At 52.1% G+C, this 24,051-nt stretch carries 20 protein-coding genes and 2 riboswitches; of the genes, 16 read left to right on the top strand and 4 right to left on the bottom strand.

All coding sequences use genetic code 11. The features are described 5' to 3' along the window. Positions 1-10 precede the first annotated feature (10 nt). Positions 11-880 carry a helix-turn-helix transcriptional regulator gene (locus RSX24_RS12915; RefSeq protein WP_343260835.1) on the bottom strand — a complete coding sequence of 290 codons (870 nt, stop codon included), beginning with the start codon at positions 878-880 and terminating at the stop codon, positions 11-13. 209 nt (positions 881-1,089) lie between these two features. Here RSX24_RS12915 and RSX24_RS12910 point away from each other — a divergent pair, with 209 nt between their 5' ends. The 8 genes from RSX24_RS12910 to RSX24_RS12875 all read left to right on the top strand — a co-directional run bounded on the left by RSX24_RS12910 (position 1,090) and on the right by RSX24_RS12875 (position 11,197). Then, the gene (locus tag RSX24_RS12910) at positions 1,090-2,016 is read left to right on the top strand and encodes an ArsR/SmtB family transcription factor (protein WP_343260834.1); all 927 of its coding nucleotides are present in this window, start codon (positions 1,090-1,092) and stop codon (positions 2,014-2,016) included. 35 nt (positions 2,017-2,051) lie between these two features. Continuing rightward, on the top strand, positions 2,052-2,891 hold the full coding sequence (locus tag RSX24_RS12905) for an AraC family transcriptional regulator (protein ID WP_236416853.1): 840 nt from the start codon (positions 2,052-2,054) through the stop codon (positions 2,889-2,891). A 175-nt stretch (positions 2,892-3,066) separates the two neighbouring features. Next, entirely contained in the window at positions 3,067-4,050 is a 984-nt protein-coding gene (locus RSX24_RS12900; RefSeq protein ID WP_343260833.1) for a glycoside hydrolase family 43 protein, read from the top strand. A gap of 220 nt (positions 4,051-4,270) precedes the next feature. Next, the gene (locus tag RSX24_RS12895) at positions 4,271-5,998 is read left to right on the top strand and encodes an extracellular solute-binding protein (RefSeq protein ID WP_343260832.1); all 1,728 of its coding nucleotides are present in this window, start codon (positions 4,271-4,273) and stop codon (positions 5,996-5,998) included. Positions 5,999-6,052: 54 nt separating this feature from the next. Further along, positions 6,053-7,024 carry an ABC transporter permease gene (locus tag RSX24_RS12890; RefSeq protein ID WP_236416860.1) on the top strand — a complete coding sequence of 324 codons (972 nt, stop codon included), beginning with the start codon at positions 6,053-6,055 and terminating at the stop codon, positions 7,022-7,024. Between the two features lie 23 nt (positions 7,025-7,047). Continuing rightward, on the top strand, positions 7,048-7,950 hold the full coding sequence (locus tag RSX24_RS12885) for a carbohydrate ABC transporter permease (RefSeq protein ID WP_236416862.1): 903 nt from the start codon (positions 7,048-7,050) through the stop codon (positions 7,948-7,950). A 16-nt stretch (positions 7,951-7,966) separates the two neighbouring features. Continuing rightward, on the top strand, positions 7,967-9,751 hold the full coding sequence (locus RSX24_RS12880; RefSeq protein ID WP_343260831.1) for a glycoside hydrolase family 2 protein: 1,785 nt from the start codon (positions 7,967-7,969) through the stop codon (positions 9,749-9,751). Between the two features lie 39 nt (positions 9,752-9,790). Further along, complete coding sequence (locus tag RSX24_RS12875; protein WP_343260896.1) at positions 9,791-11,197, top strand: family 43 glycosylhydrolase; 1,407 nt, start codon at positions 9,791-9,793, stop codon at positions 11,195-11,197. 473 nt (positions 11,198-11,670) lie between these two features. Here the strand turns inward: RSX24_RS12875 and RSX24_RS12870 are convergent, their stop codons facing one another. Further along, positions 11,671-12,459, bottom strand: coding sequence for an MBL fold metallo-hydrolase (locus RSX24_RS12870; protein WP_343260830.1), 789 nt, complete (start codon positions 12,457-12,459; stop codon positions 11,671-11,673). A gap of 216 nt (positions 12,460-12,675) precedes the next feature. Between RSX24_RS12870 and RSX24_RS12865 the strand changes: the two genes are divergently transcribed. The 3 genes from RSX24_RS12865 (at position 12,676) to RSX24_RS12855 (ending at position 14,039) form a co-directional block, all read left to right on the top strand. Further along, complete coding sequence (locus RSX24_RS12865) at positions 12,676-13,089, top strand: Lrp/AsnC family transcriptional regulator (protein WP_343260829.1); 414 nt, start codon at positions 12,676-12,678, stop codon at positions 13,087-13,089. A gap of 95 nt (positions 13,090-13,184) precedes the next feature. Then, positions 13,185-13,285, top strand: a riboswitch (guanidine-I (ykkC/yxkD leader). A gap of 95 nt (positions 13,286-13,380) precedes the next feature. After that, on the top strand, positions 13,381-13,728 hold the full coding sequence (locus tag RSX24_RS12860; RefSeq protein ID WP_343260828.1) for a DMT family transporter: 348 nt from the start codon (positions 13,381-13,383) through the stop codon (positions 13,726-13,728). After that, positions 13,725-14,039 carry a DMT family transporter gene (locus RSX24_RS12855; protein WP_236416872.1) on the top strand — a complete coding sequence of 105 codons (315 nt, stop codon included), beginning with the start codon at positions 13,725-13,727 and terminating at the stop codon, positions 14,037-14,039. Before RSX24_RS12860 ends, RSX24_RS12855 begins: the two co-directional genes overlap by 4 nt. Positions 14,040-14,189: 150 nt before the next feature. Here the strand turns inward: RSX24_RS12855 and RSX24_RS12850 are convergent, their stop codons facing one another. After that, on the bottom strand, positions 14,190-15,521 hold the full coding sequence (locus RSX24_RS12850) for an APC family permease (RefSeq protein ID WP_343260827.1): 1,332 nt from the start codon (positions 15,519-15,521) through the stop codon (positions 14,190-14,192). A gap of 263 nt (positions 15,522-15,784) precedes the next feature. Beyond that, positions 15,785-15,892: riboswitch (guanidine-I (ykkC/yxkD leader) on the top strand. A 70-nt stretch (positions 15,893-15,962) separates the two neighbouring features. On the opposite strand from RSX24_RS12850, the gene RSX24_RS12845 reads away from it, so the two are divergent. The 5 genes from RSX24_RS12845 (at position 15,963) to RSX24_RS12825 (ending at position 23,406) form a co-directional block, all read left to right on the top strand. Beyond that, entirely contained in the window at positions 15,963-16,685 is a 723-nt protein-coding gene (locus RSX24_RS12845; protein ID WP_343260826.1) for an urea amidolyase associated protein UAAP1, read from the top strand. A 1-nt stretch (position 16,686) separates the two neighbouring features. Beyond that, positions 16,687-17,355, top strand: coding sequence for an urea amidolyase associated protein UAAP2 (locus RSX24_RS12840; RefSeq protein WP_236416878.1), 669 nt, complete (start codon positions 16,687-16,689; stop codon positions 17,353-17,355). Beyond that, positions 17,348-20,962, top strand: coding sequence for an urea carboxylase (gene uca / locus RSX24_RS12835; RefSeq protein WP_343260825.1), 3,615 nt, complete (start codon positions 17,348-17,350; stop codon positions 20,960-20,962). The genes RSX24_RS12840 and uca overlap by 8 nt, the downstream gene beginning before the upstream one ends. Next, on the top strand, positions 20,959-22,710 hold the full coding sequence (locus tag RSX24_RS12830) for an allophanate hydrolase (protein WP_343260824.1): 1,752 nt from the start codon (positions 20,959-20,961) through the stop codon (positions 22,708-22,710). Before uca ends, RSX24_RS12830 begins: the two co-directional genes overlap by 4 nt. Before the next feature lie 156 nt (positions 22,711-22,866). Then, positions 22,867-23,406 carry a GNAT family N-acetyltransferase gene (locus tag RSX24_RS12825; protein WP_343260823.1) on the top strand — a complete coding sequence of 180 codons (540 nt, stop codon included), beginning with the start codon at positions 22,867-22,869 and terminating at the stop codon, positions 23,404-23,406. Between the two features lie 246 nt (positions 23,407-23,652). Here RSX24_RS12825 and RSX24_RS12820 read toward each other — a convergent pair whose 3' ends face one another. Then, positions 23,653-23,970, bottom strand: coding sequence for a hypothetical protein (locus RSX24_RS12820; protein ID WP_236416882.1), 318 nt, complete (start codon positions 23,968-23,970; stop codon positions 23,653-23,655). Positions 23,971-24,051 lie beyond the last annotated feature (81 nt).

Below are 24,051 nucleotides of genomic sequence, written 5' to 3'. Positions count from 1 at the left end.
CGGTGCAGTATTAAATTTCCATATCGTCAGGGAGTTTTTTGATAGGTGCATAAATATGGTAGGTTGAATTCAAATTGTGAACATCTTCAAAGACTTGAATCAGTTCAATATCGGATTGATTAGACTCTTGCCTGGAAATCTTTAAGAATCTTGCATAGTCGGTTTTGAGGACTTCTCCAATGTCTAGCAGGTCACCACAATAGTTAAACCTCGCACAAAAAATAGTCGGTACATCAACCGTGAAATAAAAGGGTTTATGAATTTGAACATCACTTGGGATTCCGAACAGAACTTTGAACCGTGTTGAGTTTGGTTGACAGTTTGAATAAATGACAAAACAGGAACCATTTATATGGTCATCAATGTGGTTCAACAACAATCTTGAATGGGAGTGGATCTTCTTTTTGTAATCATCAGCAGCCAGGTCTACTTCAAAGGCAATCCCGCTTATTCGGGTCTCTTTGAACTCTGTCAGCGTGAAATCCGTGACGATATCCCCATTTATATTTTTAAATGGTCTTTTGACCACTGCAGGTATTGGAGACGGATCGATTTTTTTGAACCCTGCTCTTAGCGAACTTGGAGCTACGCCGTAATGTTGTTTGAAGGCCCGGGTGAATGAGGCTTGCGTACCAAAAGCGAATTGATATGCAATGTTGGTTAAAGATAAGTTATTTTCATAAATAAGTGATAAAGCGGCATTCAATTTTCTAGATAGAATGTACTGATTTAATGAACAGCCCATCATGGCAGAGAAAAGCCTATGAAAATAATACTTAGACATATTGAAATTAAGGGCAACGGATGCCACGGATAAAGGTTGTTCTACATTTTCCTCGATATGAATCAATGCTTGTTCTATTATCCTATGATGGTTCATACTGACTCCCTTCATCACGCACTTTAATTTATTGTGCTAAGTATATCACAAGCGTTCCATTGCTATAAGGCAATTCGCAATTCTAACCACCTGGGATGTCCAATGAATCTAAAGGGAGTAGTACTCATTTTTTTATGCGCTTACATTGTGCTTCTCCGCCGTTTTCAGTAAAATATTTGTAATTTCAATGGTTAAAGGAGAGCGGACACGTGCTGGAACTCAGCTTTGACGACCCTGAACGATTGGCCGGCGTTGCCCATGCCCTATCGGCCCGTTCGCGCATCGATATTCTCCAGCTGTTGCAGTTCGGCAGACTGAATGTCATCGAAATCGCGGAGGCGCTGGATCTTCCCATTTCAACGGTGGCTAACCATGTAAAGGTGCTTGAGGCGGCCCAATTGATCCATACGGAAATGCTGCCGGCGACCCGCGGGGCGATGAAGCTGTGCAGCCGCGTCTGCGACGCCGTACACATGGAACTGAGACGGACGGGACGAACCGCCGAAGTGGCGAGCTATGAAGTGCATATGCCGATCGGGCACTACAGCGACTGCGAAGTGATGCCTTCTTGCGGCATGGCCAGTGCGGAAGGCATCATTCTGAAGGATGATGATCCGGCCAGCTTTTACCATCCCCTTCATATCGATGCACAACTGATCTGGTTGCAGAGAGGGTATGTGGAATACCTGCTTCCGGTCGACATTCCTGCGGAGGCCAGGATCCTTTCGTTGGAACTTTCCATGGAAATGTGTTCGGAGGTGCCCAATTACAACAATGTTTGGCCGTCGGACATCTCCGTGTGGATCAACGGCGTAGTCATCGGAACATGGACCAGCCCCGGGGATTTCGGCGATCGCCGCGGCAAGCTGAATCCCGCGTGGTGGAACAACACGTTGACGCAATACGGACATCTTAAGGTTTGGCAGGTTAACGAGAGCCATACCAGCCTGGATCATGAGCGGATTTCCAGCGTGAACCTGCATCATCTGAGGGTGCTGGAAAGCCCCAAGCTTCGCCTGCGCATCGGCATCGACCCCAATGCGGTGCACCAAGGGGGCATGAACCTTTTTGGCAGCGGGTTCGGGGACCATGCGCAGCACATTCGGATGAGCGTGATGTATTCGACAAAACCCTGAAGACAGGAGACGGACGGGAATGAGGTTGCAAAAACATGGAAAACGCAAATATGCCATTCATTGTCAGTATCGAACGCTTTAAACCGCATACGTATCAGCTGGAGCAGGGCGAAGGTTTCTTTATGTCCCACTCGCACGGGTACGATGAACTGACTCTTGTGCTCGAAGGTGAAGGGTATTACAGTTCCCCCCAACAAAATATTAAAGTCGCTGCCGGGGATATGATCGTGATCCCGCCGGGGCTTCACCATGGTTTTGTATGCACTACGCCTTGGCAGGGCATATCCGTGCATTACCGCATGGACATTTTACCTGTGCAGAGCCGCTATCCCTTTCACCGGTCGGACCAGGAAGGAGAGCGCATTCATCACGCCCATCTGACGCAGGATGATCTGCAGTGGGCCAATTTCAGTCTGGCCCGGTTGGAAAAAGAATGCTTGTCGGACGATCGGGACATGGATGGGCTGCATCTGAAACAGCTTGCATTGGAGACGGTGCTGCAATTGTTTCGGCGCAATCTTGTCCGTGAGCAGTCCAGTGAGGCAGGCCGTTCGGAGCAGAGGGTCATTCAGGACATTTTGAAGGAGATCCACATGAAGTATTTCACCTCCTTAACCGTAGGGGATCTTGCCGCCAAACATTTTATGTCCGAAAGCCATTTGCGCAAAAAATTCGTGGAGGCCGTTGGGGTCTCGCCCAAACAGTACATCATCAACTTGCGGATCAAAGAGGCGAAACGGCTGCTGAGGCAGTCGAGCAAAGCCATTGAGACGATTGCCGCCGAGGTCGGATTTACTTCATCGAGCCGTTTCTATGATTCGTTTGTGAAATCGGTAGGCGCAACGCCGCTGGAATGGCGGACCAATCAGCAATAATATAGCGATTTGATCGAAAACCGCCCTTGGGGCGGTTTTTTTCGACCGACGAAACCGATCAAAGGTGTTCTTTTTTTGAGCTTCAAATGAAGCGTTTTCATAATTGTTTATGAAACAGGTTTGCCAGATAATGAGAGAAGAATCGCGATATTACACATAACAAAGGGGAGGGCACATGAATTTGATCAACGAGAAAAACGTCTTCCGCAATCCAGTCGTTGCGCAGGCAGCCGATCCATGGGTGATGAAGCATACGGACGGTCAGTACTATTTCATGCACACGCGGTCGGATCGGTTGGAACTGGTGCAATCGGCATCTTTGGCCCGCATCGGAGAAGGCAAAAGGAAGGTCATTTGGAACCCCGAGCCGGGCGGTGCCTATAGCCGCAACTTGTGGGCGCCGGAGATCCATCATGCAGCGGGGAAATGGTACGTCTATTTTACCGCCAATGATGGGGGTGGCGATGAGACTCGCCGAATTTGCGTGCTGGAGAACGAACGCGCCAACCCTCTTGAAGGGGAATGGACGTGGAAAGGGGCACTGGACACTCCTGTTCCCGGATTGGACGGAACGGTGTTTATGCTAAGAGGAGAACTGTATTTTCTTTATGCCGGGTATGGTCACTTTCCCGATTACGGTTCGGCCATCTACATTATGCGTATGTCCAGTCCTATCAAGGTCACTGGCGATCATGTGCTGCTCACGGCTCCGACCATGGACTGGGAGAAGCAGGGCGGCATGGCAATCAATGAAGGTCCGGTGCTGCTGCACAGAAACGGACGCGTATTCCTCGTATATTCCGCAAGTACGACTTGGTCCGAAGATTATTCTCTGGGCATGCTGACGATGAACGAGCAGGACGATCCGATGATTCCTAGTTCCTGGAGCAAGTCGGATAAACCTGTATTCAAAAAAAATCCGGAACACGCCGTGTACGCGACCGGACACAACAGTTTTACCAAGTCACCCGATGACACGGAGGATTGGATCGTTTACCATGCGCTCCCCGCTCCGGGAGCGGATACGGCACTGCGGGCAACACGCATTCAGCGTTTCGAGTGGAACGAAGACGGAACTCCATGCTTTGGCGTGCCACTTGGCGATGAGCAAGAGCTTTCTTTTCCATCCGGTGATCACGGTGAGCGAGAGGGAAGGTAGTCGCTATGCGGCATTTGTTTCAAAAACAATGGAAGTAAACCGGAGTTTCTCCAGAACACCCTAAGGAGAAGCATTTTTTTAACATATGTTTCAAAAAAGAAAGATGAAAACGGTATCATTTTTATGTTTTGTACATTTGACGGGTGTGGATTACAAAAAAACAATAATAAAAAAACGTTGTTCGAAAGGGCTTCCCACAAATCGATTCGGGGGGATTCGTATGACGAAATGGTCAAAACGTTTGATCACGCTTACCTTGCTGCCTGCGCTGGTGCTGTCCATCGCCGCCTGCAGCAGCACAGATGCCGGGCAGACGCCAGCTCCGGAAAAGGGGAATTCCATAGAGCGGAAGGAAGTGGCTTTTACCGATATTAGCTCAACGATCCGGGGGAATACAGCTCCTTCCCAAGCGCAGATCGATGAGGTCAACACAACGTTAAACGATACGTACTTGGGGGACCTGTTTGATCAAAAAATACCGAACGACTATTCCGCTTACCCGTATTCCAAAGATGTTACGCTGGATGTTTGGCTGCCTGCCGACCCGAACATCCCCGATATGAACAATCATAAGGTCCAAAAGCAGATCGAAAAGCTGACGGGCATCAAGGTCAACTTTATTACACCTCCCGTCGGACAGGAAGCGGATGCGTTCACGCTCATGATCTCGTCGGGCGAACTGCCGGATATCATCATCAACCCCGAGCGTTATCCGGGAGGCCTGGAAGCGGGGCTGAACGACGGTGCGTACATGGATCTGACCGATCTGATGGAAACCAACGCGCCCAACTACTCCGCATGGCGCAATTCGGACGAAATGCGCAGGAAAACGACGGTGACGGACGACGGCAAACTGCTTGGTTTCTATGGCATCGCGCCGTATTCGGAATGGACCTGGTTCGGCACGTTGATCAAAAAGGAAGCCCTTGAAAAGACGGGGCTGGACGTACCGGCGACCATTGACGAATGGCATACGTTTTTGCAAAAAAGCAAAGAAGCCGGTTATGCCGAACCGCTGAATTACGGCTCATCTTACGGCCAAATTTTTACTGGCATTATCAATGGCGCCTACGGCGTTTGGGACTGGACGTTCCTCGACAATAACGGAAAAGTAGCGTGGGGGCCTGCCCAGCCGAAGGCAAAGGAGTACTTGGCCACCATGCAGCAATGGAACAAGGAAGGCTTGCTCAACCGCGATTGGGCGACGGCGGACTTCAACCAGCGCATGGCGAGCGCGATATCGGACAAAACGTCTGTCATGATGGATTCGCCGGATACGATGTGGAGTTATTGGAAGCAGCAAAACGACATTGATTTTGTCGGTGCTCTGAACCCGGTCTTGAACGAAGGCGACAAGTCTGCTACAACGTACAAAAACTTCATGCGTACCGGTCGGGCTGCAGCGATTACGACCCAATGCAAAGACGTGGAAGCAGCGATGGCGTGGCTGGATTTTAACTACAGCAAAAAGGGCTGGGAAATCGTGAACTATGGCGAATACGGGACCGTGCACTTGATCGACGAGAATGGCAAACCCTATTTTCCGGAGGACAGCTATATTTACAACGATCCCGATGGTCAGCCTGTAGCCACAACGTTGCTCAAATACCGCATGCATTCTTGGCCGTCTATTCGCGACGAGCATCATTCCAATCCGCTAATCGTTGCAAAAGGCAGTTATTCGGGGGAGATCCGGAAGGAATGGACCGAGAACATGGATACGAGCATGGCCATGCCGCCGATCACGTTCACGCAGGAAGAAGCCTCCCGGGAAGCCGAACTGGGGAACCAGCTTGCGACGCTTCGCAGTGAATATTTTGCCAAAATCATCATGGGCGAGCTTCCGGTGGATGCATACGACAAGTTCCTGAGCGAGGCGCAGAAGATGGGGCTGGATGAATTTCTGAGTCTGCACCAGGCCGCGCTGGACCGCTATAACCAAAGGTAGGGTGAAAGACATGCTGAAGGGAAGCGGAGAAGCCGGAAAAGAGGTGTTTATTCCATGCTGACGATACGTAAAAACAAAAACGTGGGCGGCCTGGCGACCGCTTCGCCGCGCGGAAGCAAACGGAACATGATCAAGAAAGACTTCAGGAAGAACTGGTTCGCCTACCTGCTCGCCATTCCGGTCATTGCCTGGTTTCTCGTGTTCTGCTACGGACCGATGTGGGGTGTGCTGATCGCATTCAAGGACTATAAACCGCTCCTTGGCTTTGATGGCAGCCAGTGGGTGGGGTTTAAACATTTTATCGAATTTTTTGAAGGTCCGTACTTTTGGCGTGTCGTCAAAAATACGCTGCTGCTCAATGTGTGGGGCATCGTGTTTGGTTTCACGGCTCCCATCATTCTTGCGTTGATGCTGAACGAAGCCCGCGACGGCCGGTTCAAAAAAATAGTGCAGACGATCACGTACATGCCCCACTTCATTTCGCTCGTGGTGGTCTGCGGCATGATCCACATTTTTACGGCCGACGGGGGCATCCTGACCCAACTGCTCGAATTCATTACCGGCAAGGAGTACAGCTCGCTGCTCGGATACTCGTCCCTGTTCAGGCCGATCTACACCTTCTCGGGCATTTGGCAGAGCATCGGGTGGGAAAGCATCATCTATTTGGCGGCGATGAGCTCCATCGACCCCGCGTTGTACGAAGCTGCGGAGATCGACGGCGTGGGCAGGATCAAGAAGATGTGGCATATTACGCTGCCGCAGATCAGCCCGGTCATCGTCATCCTGTTCATTTTTGCGATCGGCGGCTTGATGGCTTCCGGATACGAAAAGATCATTCTTTTGTACAATCCGCTGACCTACGATACGGCTGACGTTATTGCGTCATATGTATATCGGCGCGGGCTGAGGGAAGCCAGCTTGAGTTATTCCACCGCCGTCGGCCTGTTAAGCTCGGTGATCAATTTTGCCTTGTTATGGGTCACGAACCGGCTTGCCAGACGTTATTCCGAGGTGAGTTTATGGTAGGAAGGCCGAAAGGAGGTGTGGGGATGAGCGTACGCAAATCGATGGGCAACCGCATGTTCGACGTGTTTAACTACACGCTGTTGACTGTGCTGACCCTGGCGTGCCTGTATCCGATTTTGCATATCGTGTTTGCGTCCTTCAGCGATCCGGCCAGGCTGGTTGCCCACAAAGGGCTGTTGCTGAAACCGCTCGGCTTCACGCTGGACGGATATAAGCTGATTTTCAAGGATAACAGCCTGCTGGTGGGGTACAAAAACACAATCATTTACGTCGGACTGGGTACCTTGATCAACATGGTCATGACGATCATGGGCGCGTTTGTGCTCTCCCGGCGGGACCTTTATTTCAAAAACGCCATCATGATCGTGATCACGATTACGATGTTTTTCGGGGGAGGACTGATCCCCTGGTTTCTGCTCATGAAGGACATCGGCCTGTTCAACAACTTGTGGGCCATGGTTCTTCCGACCGCGCTGAGTACTTGGAACATCATCATTCTGCGGACCGGCTTCCAGGCCATTCCCGCCGAGCTGGAGGAATCCGCCACCATCGACGGCGCAAGCCAGGCCCGCATCCTGTTTTATGTCATTTTGCCGTTGTCGAAAGCGACGCTGGCGGTCATTTTCCTGTATTACCTCGTGGGGAACTGGAATTCCTGGTTCAACGCGATGGTGCTTTTGCAGGATCGGGACAAATTCCCGCTGCAGCTGCTGATGAAGGAGATTCTGGTCGCCAACGATTCGTCGGCAACGACGATGGGCAGCGCGGGCGGCGTCGTCATCGACAGTGCCGGAAGCTCGACCGCTTACCGGGAGCTGGTCAAATATTGCACCATCGTTGTATCCACCATACCGATTCTGATGGTATATCCTTTCCTGCAGAAATATTTCGTCAAAGGGGTATACGTCGGTTCGATCAAAGGCTGAAGGAGATTGGTTAACCATGACAACTGAAAAGGCAACCGCAGCATCGATCGCGCGTGCGGATTATCCGAGACCGCAGTTTATGCGCAAGGCATGGAGCTGCTTGAATGGCGAATGGGAATTTCAGTTCGACGATGCTTGCATCGGCGAGGAAGAGAAATGGTACAGTACCGAGCGGTTAACGGCATTTTCGCGTAAAATTCAGGTCCCGTTTGCCTTCCAAAGCCCGCTTAGCGGCATCGGTGATCCTTCGTTCCATGACATCGTATGGTATCGCCGAAGCTTCGAAGTCCCGGCCGACTGGAAGGGCAAACGGATCGTGCTCCATTTTGGTGCGGTGGATTATTCGGCCAAAGTGTGGGTGAACGGTAACCTTGTCGCGACGCATGAAGGAGGTCATACCCCGTTTCAGGCAGACATTACTTCCGCGCTGGCGGACAACGACAATTGGGTTGTCGTGCGCGCCGAGGATTTCAGTCGCGACGTTTCGCTGCCGCGGGGCAAGCAGTATTGGAAGGAGCAATCGGCGAGCATTTTCTACACGCGTACGACGGGAATTTGGCAAAGCGTGTGGCTTGAACCGGTCTCCCGCGTGCATTTATCCAGGATCAGGCTCACCCCTGACATCGATCGGAACGAAATCCGGGTGCGCGCTTTCCTGGAAGGTCTCCGTTCATCCGAAGAGCTGACGCTGGAAGTGTCGGTCACATATCAAGGAAAGCTTGTAGCAGAAGACCGGTACGGGATCAGACAGAATGAGGCGATGCGGACCATCGGTTTGAATGACTTTTTCGAACATGGCATGGGGCGTTTGTGGAGTCCGGAACATCCGCATTTGTATGACATTCACCTGCGTTTGCTGCGTGGAGAAGAATCCCTTGATGAAGTCGTCAGCTATTTCGGCATGCGCAAAGTATCGATCGAAGGCGGCAAGCTGTGCCTGAACAATCACCCTTACTTTCAGCGGCTGGTGCTGGACCAGGGGTATTTCCCCGATGGCGTGCTGACCCCTCCTTCCGACGAGGCCATTCAAAAGGATATCGAGCTGGCCAAAGCGCTGGGCTTTAACGGCGTGCGCAAACACCAGAAAACGGAAGATCCCCGGTTCCTGTACTGGTGCGACCGGATGGGATTGCTGGTCTGGAGCGAGGCGGCGAATGCTTACGCCTATTCCGAATCGTATGTTCGTCGTTTCACGAGGGAGTGGCAGGAGATCATCGAGCGGGATTACAATCACCCTTGCATCGTGACCTGGGTACCGCTGAACGAAAGCTGGGGCGTCCCGAACGTGCAGGTCGATGAGCGCCAGCAGCAGCATGGGTTAGCGATGGTGCATCTGACCAAATCGCTCGACGGCAGCAGGCCGGTCGTATATAACGATGGCTGGGAGCATATGACGACAGACTTGCTGACGATCCATGATTACGAGAGCCGCCAAGAGGTGCTGGAGGCGCGTTATGCAAGCGTGGAATCCGTCACCAGCTCGATGCCGTCCAATCGCAGGCTGTTCGTTGGCGGGGCGGCTTACGAGAGTCAACCGATCCTGGTGTCGGAATTCGGGGGCATTGCGTTCAAAAAAAGCGAATGGGAAGGCTGGGGTTACTCCGGCGCCGAGAACGAAGAGGAATTTCTGCAAAAGCTGGAGGCCGTCGTGCGGCCGATGTTCGATTCTCCGGTCGTGCAAGGGTATTGTTATACGCAATTGACCGACGTCGAACAGGAGATCAATGGACTGCTGACGTACGACAGACAGCCCAAGGCTCCGCTGGAAGCGATTCGCCGCATCATGGAAGGCCGGAAATAAGCCGTTCAAATCCAATTCGGGAAGGAAGCGTGTTGAATGATGAAGGTCAGGCATGGAAAAACACTGCTGCTCGCCCTATGTGCCCTGCTGGTATTCCCTATGGACGGTGCTTCTTATGCCGCCAGCACGCAGAACAACTTCTATAATGTCGTCATGCAGGACGGGGCGGACCCTTGGGTTTACAAACATACGGACGGTTATTATTACTTTACGAAAACGACCGGCGGCAATGTCACGATCTGGAAATCCAAGCAGCTGACGGCGATCGACGCGGCGCCTACAACGGTGGTAAATACCGGATGCTGCGGCATATGGGCTCCTGAGCTGCATTATATTAACGGGGCTTGGTACATCTATTATGCCAAAGATGATGGGGATAACGTGAACCATCGGATGTATGTCATGGAAAATACGTCCCCTGACCCGACGCAAGGCACTTGGCAGTACAAAGGCCAGATCACCGACCCGACGAACAAATGGGCCATCGACGGCACGGTGCTGCAAACGGGCGGGCAGCTGTATTTTATCTGGTCAGGCTGGGAAGGCGACACGAACGTGCGGCAGAATCTGTATATCGCGCATATGAGCAATCCGTGGACCATCGATTCCAATCGCGTGGAAATCGCGCGGCCTACGTACGCTTGGGAGACCAACCATTCACCCAACGTGAATGAGGGCCCTCAGGTCATCATCCGCAATGGCACGATCAGTCTGGTGTATTCGGCCAGCGGCAGCTGGACCAACGATTATTGCCTCGGGCTGATCACGGCCAGCACATCCGGCGATTTGCTGAATCCGGCGTCCTGGCAGAAACGAAGCCAGCCGATTTTCCGGTCAGGCAACGGCCTATTCGGCCCTGGTCACCATTCGTTCACGAAGTCTCCGGACGGCACCGAGGACTGGATCGTGTATCACACGGCCAAATTCAACAACAGCGGCTGGAATCGGGAAATTCGGATGCAAAAGTTCACGTGGAACGCGGACCATACGCCGAATCTCGGAGTCCCGGCCAATCCCAATCAACCGATCGCTTTGCCTTCGGGCGAAGCAGCGGTTGTCCGGTACGAAGGCGAAGCGGGAACTTTCGGCGGTGCGGCCTACGCTTCGCAAAGTCCCAACGGCTCGGGAGGCTGGAAGGCAGGACATATCGATACTGCCGACAGTTACGTGGAATATGACGTCAACGTGCCGATTGCAGGCGAATACATCCTGCTGGCGAGAACAGCGAATGGCACGGAGGGCTGGAACTGGTCCAACCTTCGCTTAAGCGTGAACGAAGGCACCGCAAATGCATTCCATATCACGAACAAGGGCTGGGAAAACTGGGGACTGTCCACGGCCAGAATCCAGCTCAAGGCAGGTGTGAACAAAATCCAATTCACCAAAGGAGACGGGTACGGCGAGATCGACTACTTTGATATCAAGCCTGCCAACGGAGAGATATGATGGTCTGTTTGGGAGAGAGTTGTTTGCGTGCGGAGGAAGACGAGGGGTGCCCCCAACGACAGGTCATGAAATGAATGCAGGTGCCCTGTTAGCGTAAAGCGCAGCGGGGCCTCTTTTTTGAATGAGGGTGTGGACAGTGTTGGATTGTAGGCGATAGTTGCGCCAGATTCTAGCGAACCTGAGCCACCTCATTAGGCCAATGTTCGGGTGTGAAAAAACGTAACGAACCTGAGGCACGTTATCGGCCCACAAAAGCGCAGAAACTGCACGGATGAGGCGGAATAAGGTGACTGAAGTTCATTAGCCACACAAAGTGGCGAAAAACGCCCGGATAAGACGTATGAGGTTCGTGAGCGCTCAGCCGAACGTCGTGAAAAAGGGGCGACCTCATCCAGCATATTTGGCTGCTGGCGAGAGTCGCTCCTTTTATGCAGCGAAGCTGCTTTTCCAAGCAAAGTTGCAGCCTCCAGAGATCAAGCCTGCTCGCAGTTCATCACTGCTCGCTCAAACGTGTACGATTCCCCGTCATCCGGTACGAGTACCTGTGAGGCCATGCCTTTCTCCTGCGCGAATGCCTTCAGCTCGGCTCTCGACAGCGTCCAATGGTTTACGGCCTCCATATGCACCGACACGATCGTTGCCTGCGGCGCGGCTTTGTGTACTTCCAGGATGTCTTCTTTGCCCATCACAAGAGAGCCGCCTTGCAGAAACTGGTTGTCGCCGCCGTTAACCACGATCACGTCAGGACGGTGCGTCCGAATGGTTTGTCCCACTTCTTCGTACCAAACGGTGTCTCCGGCGACATAGAGCGTGGGTTCATCCGGATGTTTGAACACTACGCCGCAGACAACTCCGGCCAGATTCAAGATTTCGCCCCGGCCATGCTCACCTTTGGTTTTCACGAGCTGAATGTCCCCGAAAGTGCTATCCTGCTTCAGCACTTCCGTATGTTCAAAACCGTCCTCAGCCACTTTGGCTGCATCTGCTTCGTTTTGCACAAACATCTTGATTCCTTGGGGAAGCCGTTGTATGGCTGCCTCATCATAATGATCCAAATGAAGGTGCGTCACAATGACGGCGTCCACGTCGACAATTTGTTCGATCGGCAGCGGCAAACCTGCGAGCGGATTCATTTGATCCTGTCTGAACGAGTTGGGAAACGGGGGATATGCACCTTGGTCAGCAAGAAAAGGATCGACCAAAAATGTTTTTCCGGCATATTGGATAATGATCGTTGCATTACGGATTTGCGTTATTTTCATGGGTGAGTGCTCCTTTATTTCAAGATGCCTTCAGTGTACAGGATGGACAGCGGCCGTTTACATAGATAAAATCAAGTCATTACCCGCTTTGGCTTGATTTATGAAAGAAAAGCGATCGGAAGATGGGGCTGCACTTGCAGTGGCCTGGTATGATTGGTTAATGATTAATGCGGTTTCGATAGAGAGTGGATGAACGGACAGGGAGGGGGCGATGTCGTGCTGGATCAAACCGATGTGCGCATTTTGGAGGAGCTGTCCAGAAACAGCCGCATCACGATGAAAGAGCTTGGCGAAAAGGTTCACCTTACGGGGCAAGCGGCTGCGACGAGGGTAGCCAAATTGGAAGATCAGGGCGTCATCGAGGGGTATACGATTAACATTAACCAATCTAAAATCGGATGTCAGGTGCATGCAATGATCACGATTTTTACGCAAAGCCTGCATCACAAACCGTACCTTGATTTCATCGAGGCATATAAGCCGAACATGCTTAATCATTACAAAATCAGCGGCGAAGGATGTTATATGCTGGAGAGCCGTTTTCCGTCCAATGAAGCGTTGGACCGATTTTTGGTAAAGCTGAACGAGCATGCAAACTACAAGTTAAACATCATCATTAACCAACTTTGATCTGCCTGACGATGTTACGTCATTGTTAACTTTTTGCCTGAAAAGTATTGAATTCTGGTTCTGCCTGTGTATAATATGAACTACAACTGAAATTCACAAATGTTTTCTAGGGTTCCGCGACGTCCTGTCGGCTGGTCCGAGAGAAAACTCACAGTCGCGAGCGACTGTGTCACGGAAGGATAAAAGCCTGGGAGATAAACTGCTGCATGCAGTTTTCTCCCGGGCTTTTTTTATTTTTGCTGCTTTACATCAATATTACATGCAGCGTAATCAAAAGGAGGATGTAAGAAAATGAACAAGACATGGGGATCTGTCGTTATTGCGGCATTGTTTGAGGTTGGATGGGTCATCGGACTGAAACATGCCAGCGGATTTTTGGAATGGGGAGCCACGGTGATTGCCATTATTGTCAGTTTCAAGTTAATGATTATGGCCGCGCGCACGCTTCCGGTCGGAACGGTGTATGCCGTGTTTGTCGGGTTGGGAACGGCCGGAACCGTCCTCGCGGAAATTTTGTTGTTCGGGGCGGGGGTGGAGGCGTCCAAACTGCTGCTGATCGGTGTGCTTTTGCTTGGCGTAATCGGTCTTAAAATGCTCAGCAAAGAAAAGAAACAAGAAAATGGGGTGCAGGAACGATGAACTGGGTATTTTTAATTTTGGCGGGGATTTTCGAAATGGTTGGCGTACTCATGATCAATAAATTCAACAAAGATCGGAATATGTTGTCCGTGATCTATATGATTGCAGGATTTGGCTTGAGTTTCTTCTTCTTATCCTTGGCGATGAAAACACTGCCGATGGGAACGGCGTACGCCGTCTGGACCGGCATCGGAGCATCGGGCGGAGCGATTCTTGGCATGATTTTTTATGGTGAACCGCGGAATGCAGCAAGGATTTTGTTCATCGCCATGGTGCTTGGGTCGGCGGTCGGATTGAAATTGGTCAGTTGATGAATGAGAGAGAGTAGCAACCACGAACCGTGGAAACCATATTGCGTCATGCACCTAAAAGAACAAAACACCCAAAAGAACCGGATGCCTCGGCATTCTGGTTCTTTTGGGCATTTTCAGAGCACCTGGCATTTCACTTGCCTTGTGCGTTCACATCGCTTCTTCGATCTCAGCCAACGTGCTGCTTTTGGACGTAGATTTCAGCCGTTGATTTGCGTAGATCAGCAGACCCAACACGATCCAGCCGGTACCGAGCAGCAGAGAGGAAGCTTCGAGCCTGGTGATGAGATACAGGATGAAGATTGCGCCTAATAAAGGGAAGAGCATGCGGACGATCCAGTCCTGAATGCTGCGTCTTTTCTCGCGAATAATGTAATGGCAGATGACGGACAGATTCACGAACAGGAATGCGGTGAGCGCGCCGAAGCTGACAAACATGATCGCGGTTTCCAGGCTGATGAAGAGCGCCGCCAGCGAAATCAGGCTGATCAGCACGATATTGAACACGGGTGTGCGGAATTTGGGGTGGATCGAGCTGAATTTGCGCGGCAGCAGGGAGGATCTTCCCATCACGAACAACAGTCTGGAAACCGTAGTCATGGACGACATGCCTTGTGCAAGCACGGAGAAGATGACGACAAAAGTAAAGATGGACGCAAGCGTTCCGCCGCCGATGGCCTGCATCAATTCGAAACCTGCGGAGTCCATATGGCTGAACGTGAAGGATGGGAGCATCTGTTGAATCAGATACGCGGTCGCAAAATACATGATGCCGGCAGCGCTGACGATGATCAGAATGGCACGCGGAATCGTTTTTTCGGGGGTACGCGTTTCTTCCGCCATCGTGGTGATCGAGTCAAAACCGAGGAAAGAAAAGCAGACGAGCGATGCACCGGCCAATACGGCAGAGATTGGGACGCCTTCGACGGAATTCAGGGGATTCAAGCCGGCAGTGATGCCTTGCGTCATCGCTTTATATACAAGAAAGGAACAGAAGCCGGCAATGAATACGATCTGCATGAGCACAAAAACTTTGTTGACGTTCGCTGACGTTTTGATGCCAATGATGTTGATCGTCATCACGACCAGCGTAAGCAGAACGATCCAGACGGAAGAAGGGATGGAAGGGAACTGCGCATGGAGGTTAATCCCGAACATGAGCACGGCCACAATGCAGGAGAACAGGTAATCGAGCAGGATAACCCATCCGACCAAAAAGCCGATAAACGGATTCATCGCTTGACTTACGTAGGTGTAGGCAGAACCTGACACCGGGAACGCTTTGGCCATCTGTCCGTAACTGGCCGCGGTAAACAGAATGGCGATAAACGCAAGCACGTAAGCGGCCAGCAGCATGCCCTGGGAACCTTCATGAAGCACGCCAAAGCTTGTGAAAAATATCATCGGGGACATCCATGCCAATCCCATCGTCACCACATGGCTTAAGGAGAGATTTCTTTTCAGTGTTAGTTTTTGTGACATATTAAAACCTCCTTCAAAATTCATAACGAATCGATCGTTTTGTTCATGTTATAACACTTCACATTCTTGCAGGGCTTTTGTTAAAAATCAAGCCTTATTTTTCGCTATAACCGAACGTTTGGTTATTTTCTTTAGTAGAATTTTCGCGGTTTTGAATAAAGGATGTGAAAAAACACAAGCCGAAAGACCTGTTCTTGAACTTTTTTCAAAAAAACTATTGTGATTCATGATTTTACGTGTTAGTATTCATAACATGAATTGCATAAAATGTTTTCTAGGGTTCCGGGCCGCTAACGCCGGCCGACTGGTCCGAGAGAAAACGCATCAGGAATCCGATCTGATGTACACGGCGGGACAAAAGCCCGGGAGAATCGATCAAAGAGCGATCTTTGATGTTTCTCCCGGGCTTTTTTCTATACTTTTTTTCAGGAGGAATGAACAATGACAGTCCCATTCACAATGACATTGCAGCCTGGCGGCAAATGGTCCGCCCGCATAGGCCGAGGGAAGAACATTACCCTTAAGGCAACCGGAGAACGCGCCAATGTTGCGGCACTGCTGTTCCATACACTCGATCCGGCCGAGCGCTATAACATGCCAGATACGTTGAAAGCCCAGCACGCCGCATTTTTGACAAGCGGCAACGTACTGATGAGCGATCAAGGCAGAGTGCTCGCTTCGATCACGGAGGATTCGGTGGGATGGCATGATCCGTTATCCAGTTATACGACTCGGGAAGCTACGGACGAAAAATACGGAACGACAACATACCAGGCGCAGCGTAATGACTGGCTGCGAAACGGCGAAGAGAACTTCAGGGTAGAGCTGTTCCGCCATAACCTGTCGCCACGCGATATCGCGGTCCCGGTCAACTTTTTCTCCAAAGTGGTTTGCGAACGGGATGGCACGATGCGATACACGGCTCAGGAAACATCTGGCCGGTCGGTTACGCTCCGCACGGAGATGGATGTTTTGCTGGTTCTATCGAATACGCCGCATCCGCTTGATCCTTCAGATCAATATCCGGATGCGAGCATCATCGTTACCGTGAACGACGCCGAACCTGTATCGGAACTTGATCCATGCGTACTTTATTGCGGCGAAAACCGCAGAGCCTTCGAAAATACATGGAATGCCTATGCATTGATGAAAGGGGTCAACTAATATGAGCACATTTCAACCTGTACAAAGCGAGATGCGCACCGAAAACGCCATCTACGAACATATCATTCCAGCAGGAGACGGTTGGCTGCATGATCTGCTGCCAGGACAAACGCTGCGCATCGTTGATATGGAAGGCAATCAAGCGGTGGATACGCTGTTTTATTCCACGGCAGACCCGTCCGACCACTACAGCGCGGTGCGGACGATTACCCAACAGGGCAATCTGTACTTGACCACAGGTTCGACGCTGCTCGCCGAATCGGGCCAGGCACTGCTCCGAATTACAGCCGATACCTGCGGCAGGCATGATACGATCGGCGGCGCTTGTTCGGCACAGAGCAACACGGTGCGTTATGCGCACGATACACTTCCGATGCATAACTGCCGAGATACGTTTATGTTGATGCTCTCCCGGCGGGAGGAATATACGAAGCGGGACTTGGCGCCAAACGTCAATTTCTTCATGAATGTTCCGGTCACGCCGGAAGGCGAGCTGACGTTTGCCGACGGCATTTCCGCACCGGGCCGTTACGTGGAATTGCTTGCGCTTGCTCCGGTCACCGTGCTGATCAGCAACTGTCCGCAATTGAACAATCCATGCAACGCTTATAACCCGACTCCAGCCAAAGTGCTTGTATGGGATGCAGAAGGAGTGAACGCGCATGTTTAAAAAAGTACTCATTGCCAACCGCGGTGCCATTGCGGTGCGCATCATGCGGACGTTGCGCCGGATGGGCGTATCCAGCGCAGCCATTTACACCAAAGCGGACCGGGACAGCCTCCATGTGGAACAGGCAGACGAGGCGATTCTGATCGGGGAAGGTCCGGCCAGAGAGAGCTACGTGAACGCCGAATTGGTTCTGCAGACGGCCATCGAGGCTGGTGCAGACGCCATTCATCCGGGATACGGGTTTCTGAGCGAAAATGCGGCATTTGCGAGAGCGTGCGCAGAGAAGGGCATCGCCTTCATCGGGCCATCCCCCGAACATATTGAGCTGTTCGGCTTGAAGCATACGGCACGGGCGATGGCCGCGGAAGCAGGCGTACCGCTGCTGCCCGGCACGGAATTGATGAACACGCTGGAGGAAGCGGTTCAAGAAGCGGACCAAATCGGTTATCCGGTCATGCTGAAATCGACGGCAGGCGGCGGCGGAATCGGAATGCGGGTCTGCGAGCATGAAGAAGCGCTGAGGGAAGCTTTCGAATCGGTATCGCGCCTCGCGGCAGCCCATTTCAACGACGGCGGCGTTTTTCTGGAAAAGTACATCGCTCGCGCACGTCATGTCGAGGTTCAAATTTTCGGTATCGGCAGCGGCGAAGCGTTTGCATTGGGAGAACGCGACTGTTCCGTGCAGCGCCGCAACCAGAAAATCATTGAAGAGACCCCGGCACCGTGCCTGCCTGACGATGTCCGGAAAGAGATGCATGAATGCGCGCGCAGGCTGGCGATGTCGGCAGGGTATCGCAATGCGGGAACGGTGGAGTTTCTGTACGATCCGGATGAGGAGCGTTTCTATTTCCTTGAGGTGAACACGAGGCTTCAGGTAGAGCACGGCGTGACGGAAGAAGTGCTTGGCATTGATTTGGTCGAATGGATGGTCAAAGAAACGGCCAATGAATTCGGTTCGCTGAATGTGTCTGTACCTGCGCCGACAGGTCATAGTTTGCAGGTGCGGTTGTACGCAGAGGATTGCATGAACGAGTTCCGGCCAAGCGATGGACGCATCGATGCCATCCGTTGGCCTGAAGGGGTGCGGATCGAGAGTTGGATTCAGCCGGGGTTACATGTAACGACGCTGTATGATCCAATGCTGGCGAAATTGATCGTGCGTGCCGAGACGCGGAGCGAAGCCATTGCCAAGATGAAAGCCGCGCTGCAGCAGCTCCGCGTGTACGGCGTGACCACCAATCAGTCATATATTGAAGCGTTCCTGGATAACGATGCATTCGCAAGCGGAACGGTGCATACCCGAATGCTTTCCGGCTTTAAACCGATGGAGCATGCGATCGAAGTGCTCGATGGCGGCGTACAGACTACCGTGCAGGATAGCCCGGGCAGAATCGGGTACTGGGATATCGGAGTGCCGCCATCCGGCCCGATGGATCAGCTTGCTTTTCGCATCGGCAACCGGCTGCTGGGCAATGAAGAACAAGCGGCCGGACTGGAGATGACGCTTCGCGGGGGAACATACCGTTTCAGGGATGAGCTCACTTTTTGTTTGACAGGTGCAAATATGAATGCCGAGCTGGATGGCGTCATTGTTGAACCCTATTCACCGATCACTGCCTCTCCTGGCGCGGTGCTGACCTTGGGCGAGGCCAAACAAGGGATGCGGACATATCTGCTCGTAGCCGGAGGACTTGACATGCCGCTTACGCTCGGGAGTGCGGCGACGTTTACGCTGGGAGGCTTCGGCGGACATGGCGGCAATGCGCTGCGGACCGGAGCCGTCCTTCGGGTGGGCAAAGCCAAAGGACGCCCGCTTGCTCCGCTTGCAGCGGATCGCAGGCCTGAGTATAGCAATGAATGGACGATTGGTGTCATCCCGGGTCCGCATTGCACTGACGAGTACGTTCTGCCCGCGTATCTTGGCCAGTTGACCGAGACAACATGGGAGGTGCATTTCAACAGCTCCAGAACCGGCGTCCGCCTGATCGGCCCGGCTCCGCTGTGGGCGAGAACCGACGGTGGGGACGCCGGACTGCATCCGTCCAACATCCACGATAACGCTTATGCCGTGGGCGCGCTGGATTTGACGGGCGACATGCCGATCCTGCTCGGACCGGACGGGCCGAGTCTCGGCGGATTTGTCTGTCCCGTAACGACGGCGACTGCAGAACTATGGAAGCTGGGCCAATTAAGCCCTGGCGACAAGGTTCGTTTCAAGTTGATCACCGTCGAAGAAGCAGAACGGCTCAGAGCGGAGCAAGAGGAGTATGTGCAACAGCTTGACGTTCAACCATTGCTGCCAGCGTTGCCCGAAACGTCCAGTGGCGATTACATGCCGATCCTGGCCCAAGCGACGGAAGGCAGACGTTTTGCCATCACCATCCGCTGCTCCGGCGACGAGAACATCCTCGTGGAATACGGGGAGCGCGAGTTGAATCTGTTGTATCGTTTCCAGGCGTACGTGCTTATGGAGGCTATCAAATCCAGTGGAAACATCCCGTTCATCGAGCTGACGCCCGGCATCCGCTCTCTGCAAATCCATCTCGATGCGTCCCGTATGTCCGTCAAAGAAGCGGCAGCACTGGTGATGGAGTTGGACTTGCAGCTTCCGGAGCTGGAAACGATCGAAGTGCCTTCACGGATCGTCAAACTGCCGCTGTCCTGGGATGATCCGGCGACGCGTCTTGCCATTGAGCGTTACCAGCAAAACGTTAGACCGGATGCGCCGTGGTGCCCGAGCAATCTGGAATTTATCCGGCGCATGAACGGGCTGGGTTCATTGGAGGAAGTTGCCGAAATTGTGTTTAATGCTTCGTATCTCGTCATGGGGCTCGGCGATGTGTACCTTGGTGCACCGGTTGCCGTGCCGCTGGACCCTCGCCACCGGCTCGTGACGACCAAGTACAACCCGGCACGCACGTGGACGCCGGAAAACGCCGTGGGTATCGGCGGCGCATATCTTTGCGTATACGGGATGGAAGGTCCGGGCGGATATCAATTCGTCGGTCGTACGGTGCAGATGTGGAACACGTTCAGAGAGACGAATAACTTCGAAGCAGGAAAGCCTTGGTTGCTGCAATTTTTCGATCAGCTTCAATTCTATCCGGTCTCGGAAGCGGAGCTTCTGAAGATGCGCGAAGAATTTCCGCGTGGCGGCTTTGCCGTCGAGGTGGAGGAGACCACGTTCCATTTGGGCACGTACCTGGAATGGTTGAACTCGATCGCCGAGGAATCAGGCAGCTTCCGTAAGCAGCAGCAGAGCGCATTTCAGGCCGAACGGAACTATTGGAAGGAGCTTGGCATTGCCGAATACGTCTCCGAGCCTGAAGCCGCGGCTGCGCTGGAAGAGGTAGAGATGCCGGAGGGCAGTCTCGGCATGAGCAGTTCCATGTCGGGCAGCGTGTGGAAGGTGTTGGTCGAGCCAGGCCAAGAGGTTCGTAAAGGCGACACTATTATAATAGAAGAAAGTATGAAAATGGAGTTCCCGCAGCTGGCTCCGGCAGATGGAGTTATTGCTTCGATCTACGTTTCGCCAGGGGATCAGATCAAGTCGGGAGACTGGATTGCGGCGATCATTCCGGCGATCAAGGAGGAGGTTGTGCGATGACGATCAATGCCGTTCCGAAAAGGATGACCATCGATGCGCTTCGTACCGGTTATCTCCGTGGCAGCTTCACGCCTTCGGAGGTGGTGGAGAGCATCATCAGGCGGGCAAGCGATACGGAAGATGATCATGTCTGGATCACGCCGCCGTCGATGGAGTTGATTGCTCCATATCTGAACAATATTCAACATTTGTCCATCGCCGATTATCCGCTGTGGGGCATCCCGTTTGCCATCAAAGACAATATTGAAGTGCAGGGCTGGCCCGTGACGGCAGGTTGTCCCGAGTATGAGCGCGAGTCGGCGCGGCATGCGGCTGTCGTGGAAAGATTGGTCGCTGCCGGCGCCATCCCGGTCGGCAAAACCAACCTCGACCAATTCGCCACAGGGCTTGTAGGTACAAGAAGCCCATATGGTGAAACGCATAACGCATTGCGGCCTGAGCTCATCAGCGGAGGATCAAGCTCGGGTTCGGCGGTAGCCGTGGCTCTGGGGCAGGCAGCTTTCGCGCTCGGCACCGATACTGCCGGTTCGGGCAGGGTGCCAGCCGCACTCCACGGTCTTGTCGGGTACAAACCGGCTGTAGGGGCATGGCCTTCCACCGGTTTGGTGCCCGCATGCCGGAGCATCGACTGCATCACCGTTTTTGCGCATTCGCTCGGAGATGCCGTCGCCGTCGATGGCGTGGTGCGGGGGCCGCATGCTGAAGATGCTTTCTCGAAAGCCCGCCCTCTTGGGCCGTCCCGCGCACCTGCCAGATGGTTGTTTCCCAAAGGCGACCTGACGTTTTTCGGCCCGTTTGCCGAAGCGTATGAAGCGGCCTGGAAAAGGGCGAAACAAACCTTGCTGCAGTCAGGGATCAGCGTGGAGGAGGTCGATGTGTCCCTGCTGCAAGAGGCTGCTGCGCTTCTGTATGAAGGACCGCTCGTCGCTGAACGGTGGGCGGATTTGGAGTCGTTTGTGCAGGCGCATCCTGGAGCCTTGTTTCCCGTAACTGAAGATATATTGCGGACAGGCGGCAAAGAGGAGTTTACGGCAGCTTCGCTGTTCCGGGCGCAGCACCGTCTGGCCGAGATTCGCCGCAGCACGGAAGTTTTGCTGAAAGATGCCGTCCTTGTCCTGCCCACATGTGGAGGAACGTGGACGAGGGCACAAGTGCGGCAAGACCCGATTCGAACGAACAGCCTAATGGGGCTGTATACGAATCATTGCAACTTGCTTGATTTAAGCGCCGTTGCTGTTCGAGCAGGAGATGCGGCAGAACATCTGCCGTTTGGACTGACGCTGTTTACGCTGCCGGACCAGGAAGCCGTTATGGTGGAAGCTGCAAAATGGGTGGAGTGGAGCCAAGAACGCATGTTAATGGCCGTTTGCGGGCTGCATATGAGAGGTATGGCGCTGGAACCTCAGATGACCGGGCTGGGAGCTTATTTTGTGGAAGAGGCGTGGACTGCACCGGAATATCGCTTGTATCGATTGGATACGACTCCAGCCAAGCCTGGCTTGGTTCATGTGCTTGAAGAGGGCGAATCCATCGCATTGGAGCTGTGGAGCATGCCGATTTCCTCTTTTGGCGTATTCACGGCAGCCATTCCCGCCCCGCTCGGTATCGGCAAAATCCGGTTGCAGGACGGCAGAGTTGTGTCCGGTTTTAGTTGTGAAGCCTCGGCTGCACCAGAGGGCGTGGATATCACGTCCATGGGTGGATGGAGGAACGCGGAAGCGAACAACACTGTCTCGCATACAAGCTAAACACGATAACGAAGCGGCTGATCCTAAGGATCGCCGCTTTTTTGTCATCCGTAAAATTTTTACATAAGCCATATACAGAATTCATAAAATTCCACAAAACCTTTTATATACTTAATTTGCTTGTTACAACGGACAAAGGACCAGGTGGTAGACAACATGTTAAAAAAACGGGATTTGCATGAATGTCATTCATTGTACAGTTTATTGACGGACCCCGCAGTTTCTCCCTACGTTCGTTATCAATGCCAATCGGTGGAAGAATACTTATTTCTGACCAAACAATTGATCGCCGAAGAAGAACAGCATACGGTCATTTCACGCACCATCCTGAATGAAGCCGGTCTGCCGATCGGAACCATTGATTTGTATCAGATCGTAAATAACACCGGGTTCCTGGCCACGTGGATCGGGGCGCCGTATTTTGGAAACGGGTACAGCCAGAGAGCGAAATCGGCCTTCTTTGTTGAATTGTTTCTCGAACATGCGATTGAAACAGTATTTTTAAAGATTCGTAAGCAAAACATTCGATCCAGCAAAGCAGCCCAAAAACTGCCGTATGTCAGATTAGCCAATGAATTGTTTCACGAAGTATACCAATCGGTTAATGCCGGAGAACCAATCTATGATCTGTACTATGTGGAACGGTCCGCCTTTATAGAGAGCCATATCGATCTGCACCAAGTGGTGGCAACGTAGCAACAGACATGAAAAGGAACTCGCCATGTAAATTAAATTGTGGATCGTACTGATTCTGTATGGAGACTTGTTGGTTCAATGAATATAGTTTGTGCTATCAAAACAAAACGTTTGAAACGATAAAGGTTATCTTTTGCCTATTAGGCTAAAGTATGACCTTTTTTTGATGGATAGGCTCTGTTAAAGGTTTATAATTGACCATTATTGTAAAACTGTCTTGGTGATAAGGCTGTATTATGAGCTATTTCATTTATATATGATGTCATGACTCTCTACTTTTCCGTCTTCATCAAAATGAAGTTGCAATAAATTAACCTTTACCCCTAATCCTGCACTTCCGATGTAGTACAAGAATTGTCGTGATGGTTCAGTTAACTTTTCTGCCGGTTCTCCAAGCAAGTCAATAATTTCATTCTCTGTCATACCCTTAAGTTTGTACTTACTTGTTAAACTGCTTATCATACCGTCTCTCTTCTCCGGTTCTTTATTCCACGTTTCTTGGTCAAAGTGGCTGCATGAACAAAGAATGAGTACCATTAGAAATGAAATGATAATTTTCTTCATCGGAACATCCTTTCAGTTAATCAAAAATAAGCAGAAAGCCGAAGCTTTGTGTTCCTGTCGGTGACAGTATGCAGGCACGAT

Source organism: Paenibacillus hubeiensis (assembly GCF_032334105.1).
In the GTDB taxonomy this organism is placed as follows: Bacteria; Bacillota; Bacilli; order Paenibacillales; family Paenibacillaceae; genus Paenibacillus; species Paenibacillus hubeiensis.
Note: the sequence above shows the minus strand (reverse complement) of the source record. Positions and strands in the feature narration are given on the sequence as shown.

Excerpts from the sequence above, each read along its gene's own strand:
- RSX24_RS12915 (WP_343260835.1), bottom strand. The coding sequence starts at position 880 with ATGAACCATCATAGGATAATAGAACAAGCATTGATTCATATCGAGGAA.
- RSX24_RS12905 (WP_236416853.1), top strand. The coding sequence starts at position 2,052 with ATGGAAAACGCAAATATGCCATTCATTGTCAGTATCGAACGCTTTAAA.
- RSX24_RS12900 (WP_343260833.1), top strand. The coding sequence starts at position 3,067 with ATGAATTTGATCAACGAGAAAAACGTCTTCCGCAATCCAGTCGTTGCG.
- RSX24_RS12895 (WP_343260832.1), top strand. The coding sequence starts at position 4,271 with ATGACGAAATGGTCAAAACGTTTGATCACGCTTACCTTGCTGCCTGCG.
- RSX24_RS12890 (WP_236416860.1), top strand. The coding sequence starts at position 6,053 with ATGCTGACGATACGTAAAAACAAAAACGTGGGCGGCCTGGCGACCGCT.
- RSX24_RS12885 (WP_236416862.1), top strand. The coding sequence starts at position 7,048 with ATGAGCGTACGCAAATCGATGGGCAACCGCATGTTCGACGTGTTTAAC.
- RSX24_RS12880 (WP_343260831.1), top strand. The coding sequence starts at position 7,967 with ATGACAACTGAAAAGGCAACCGCAGCATCGATCGCGCGTGCGGATTAT.
- RSX24_RS12875 (WP_343260896.1), top strand. The coding sequence starts at position 9,791 with ATGAAGGTCAGGCATGGAAAAACACTGCTGCTCGCCCTATGTGCCCTG.
- RSX24_RS12870 (WP_343260830.1), bottom strand. The coding sequence starts at position 12,459 with ATGAAAATAACGCAAATCCGTAATGCAACGATCATTATCCAATATGCC.
- RSX24_RS12860 (WP_343260828.1), top strand. The coding sequence starts at position 13,381 with ATGAACAAGACATGGGGATCTGTCGTTATTGCGGCATTGTTTGAGGTT.
- RSX24_RS12855 (WP_236416872.1), top strand. The coding sequence starts at position 13,725 with ATGAACTGGGTATTTTTAATTTTGGCGGGGATTTTCGAAATGGTTGGC.
- RSX24_RS12850 (WP_343260827.1), bottom strand. The coding sequence starts at position 15,521 with ATGTCACAAAAACTAACACTGAAAAGAAATCTCTCCTTAAGCCATGTG.
- RSX24_RS12845 (WP_343260826.1), top strand. The coding sequence starts at position 15,963 with ATGACAGTCCCATTCACAATGACATTGCAGCCTGGCGGCAAATGGTCC.
- RSX24_RS12840 (WP_236416878.1), top strand. The coding sequence starts at position 16,687 with ATGAGCACATTTCAACCTGTACAAAGCGAGATGCGCACCGAAAACGCC.
- uca (WP_343260825.1), top strand. The coding sequence starts at position 17,348 with ATGTTTAAAAAAGTACTCATTGCCAACCGCGGTGCCATTGCGGTGCGC.
- RSX24_RS12830 (WP_343260824.1), top strand. The coding sequence starts at position 20,959 with ATGACGATCAATGCCGTTCCGAAAAGGATGACCATCGATGCGCTTCGT.
- RSX24_RS12825 (WP_343260823.1), top strand. The coding sequence starts at position 22,867 with ATGTTAAAAAAACGGGATTTGCATGAATGTCATTCATTGTACAGTTTA.
- RSX24_RS12820 (WP_236416882.1), bottom strand. The coding sequence starts at position 23,970 with ATGAAGAAAATTATCATTTCATTTCTAATGGTACTCATTCTTTGTTCA.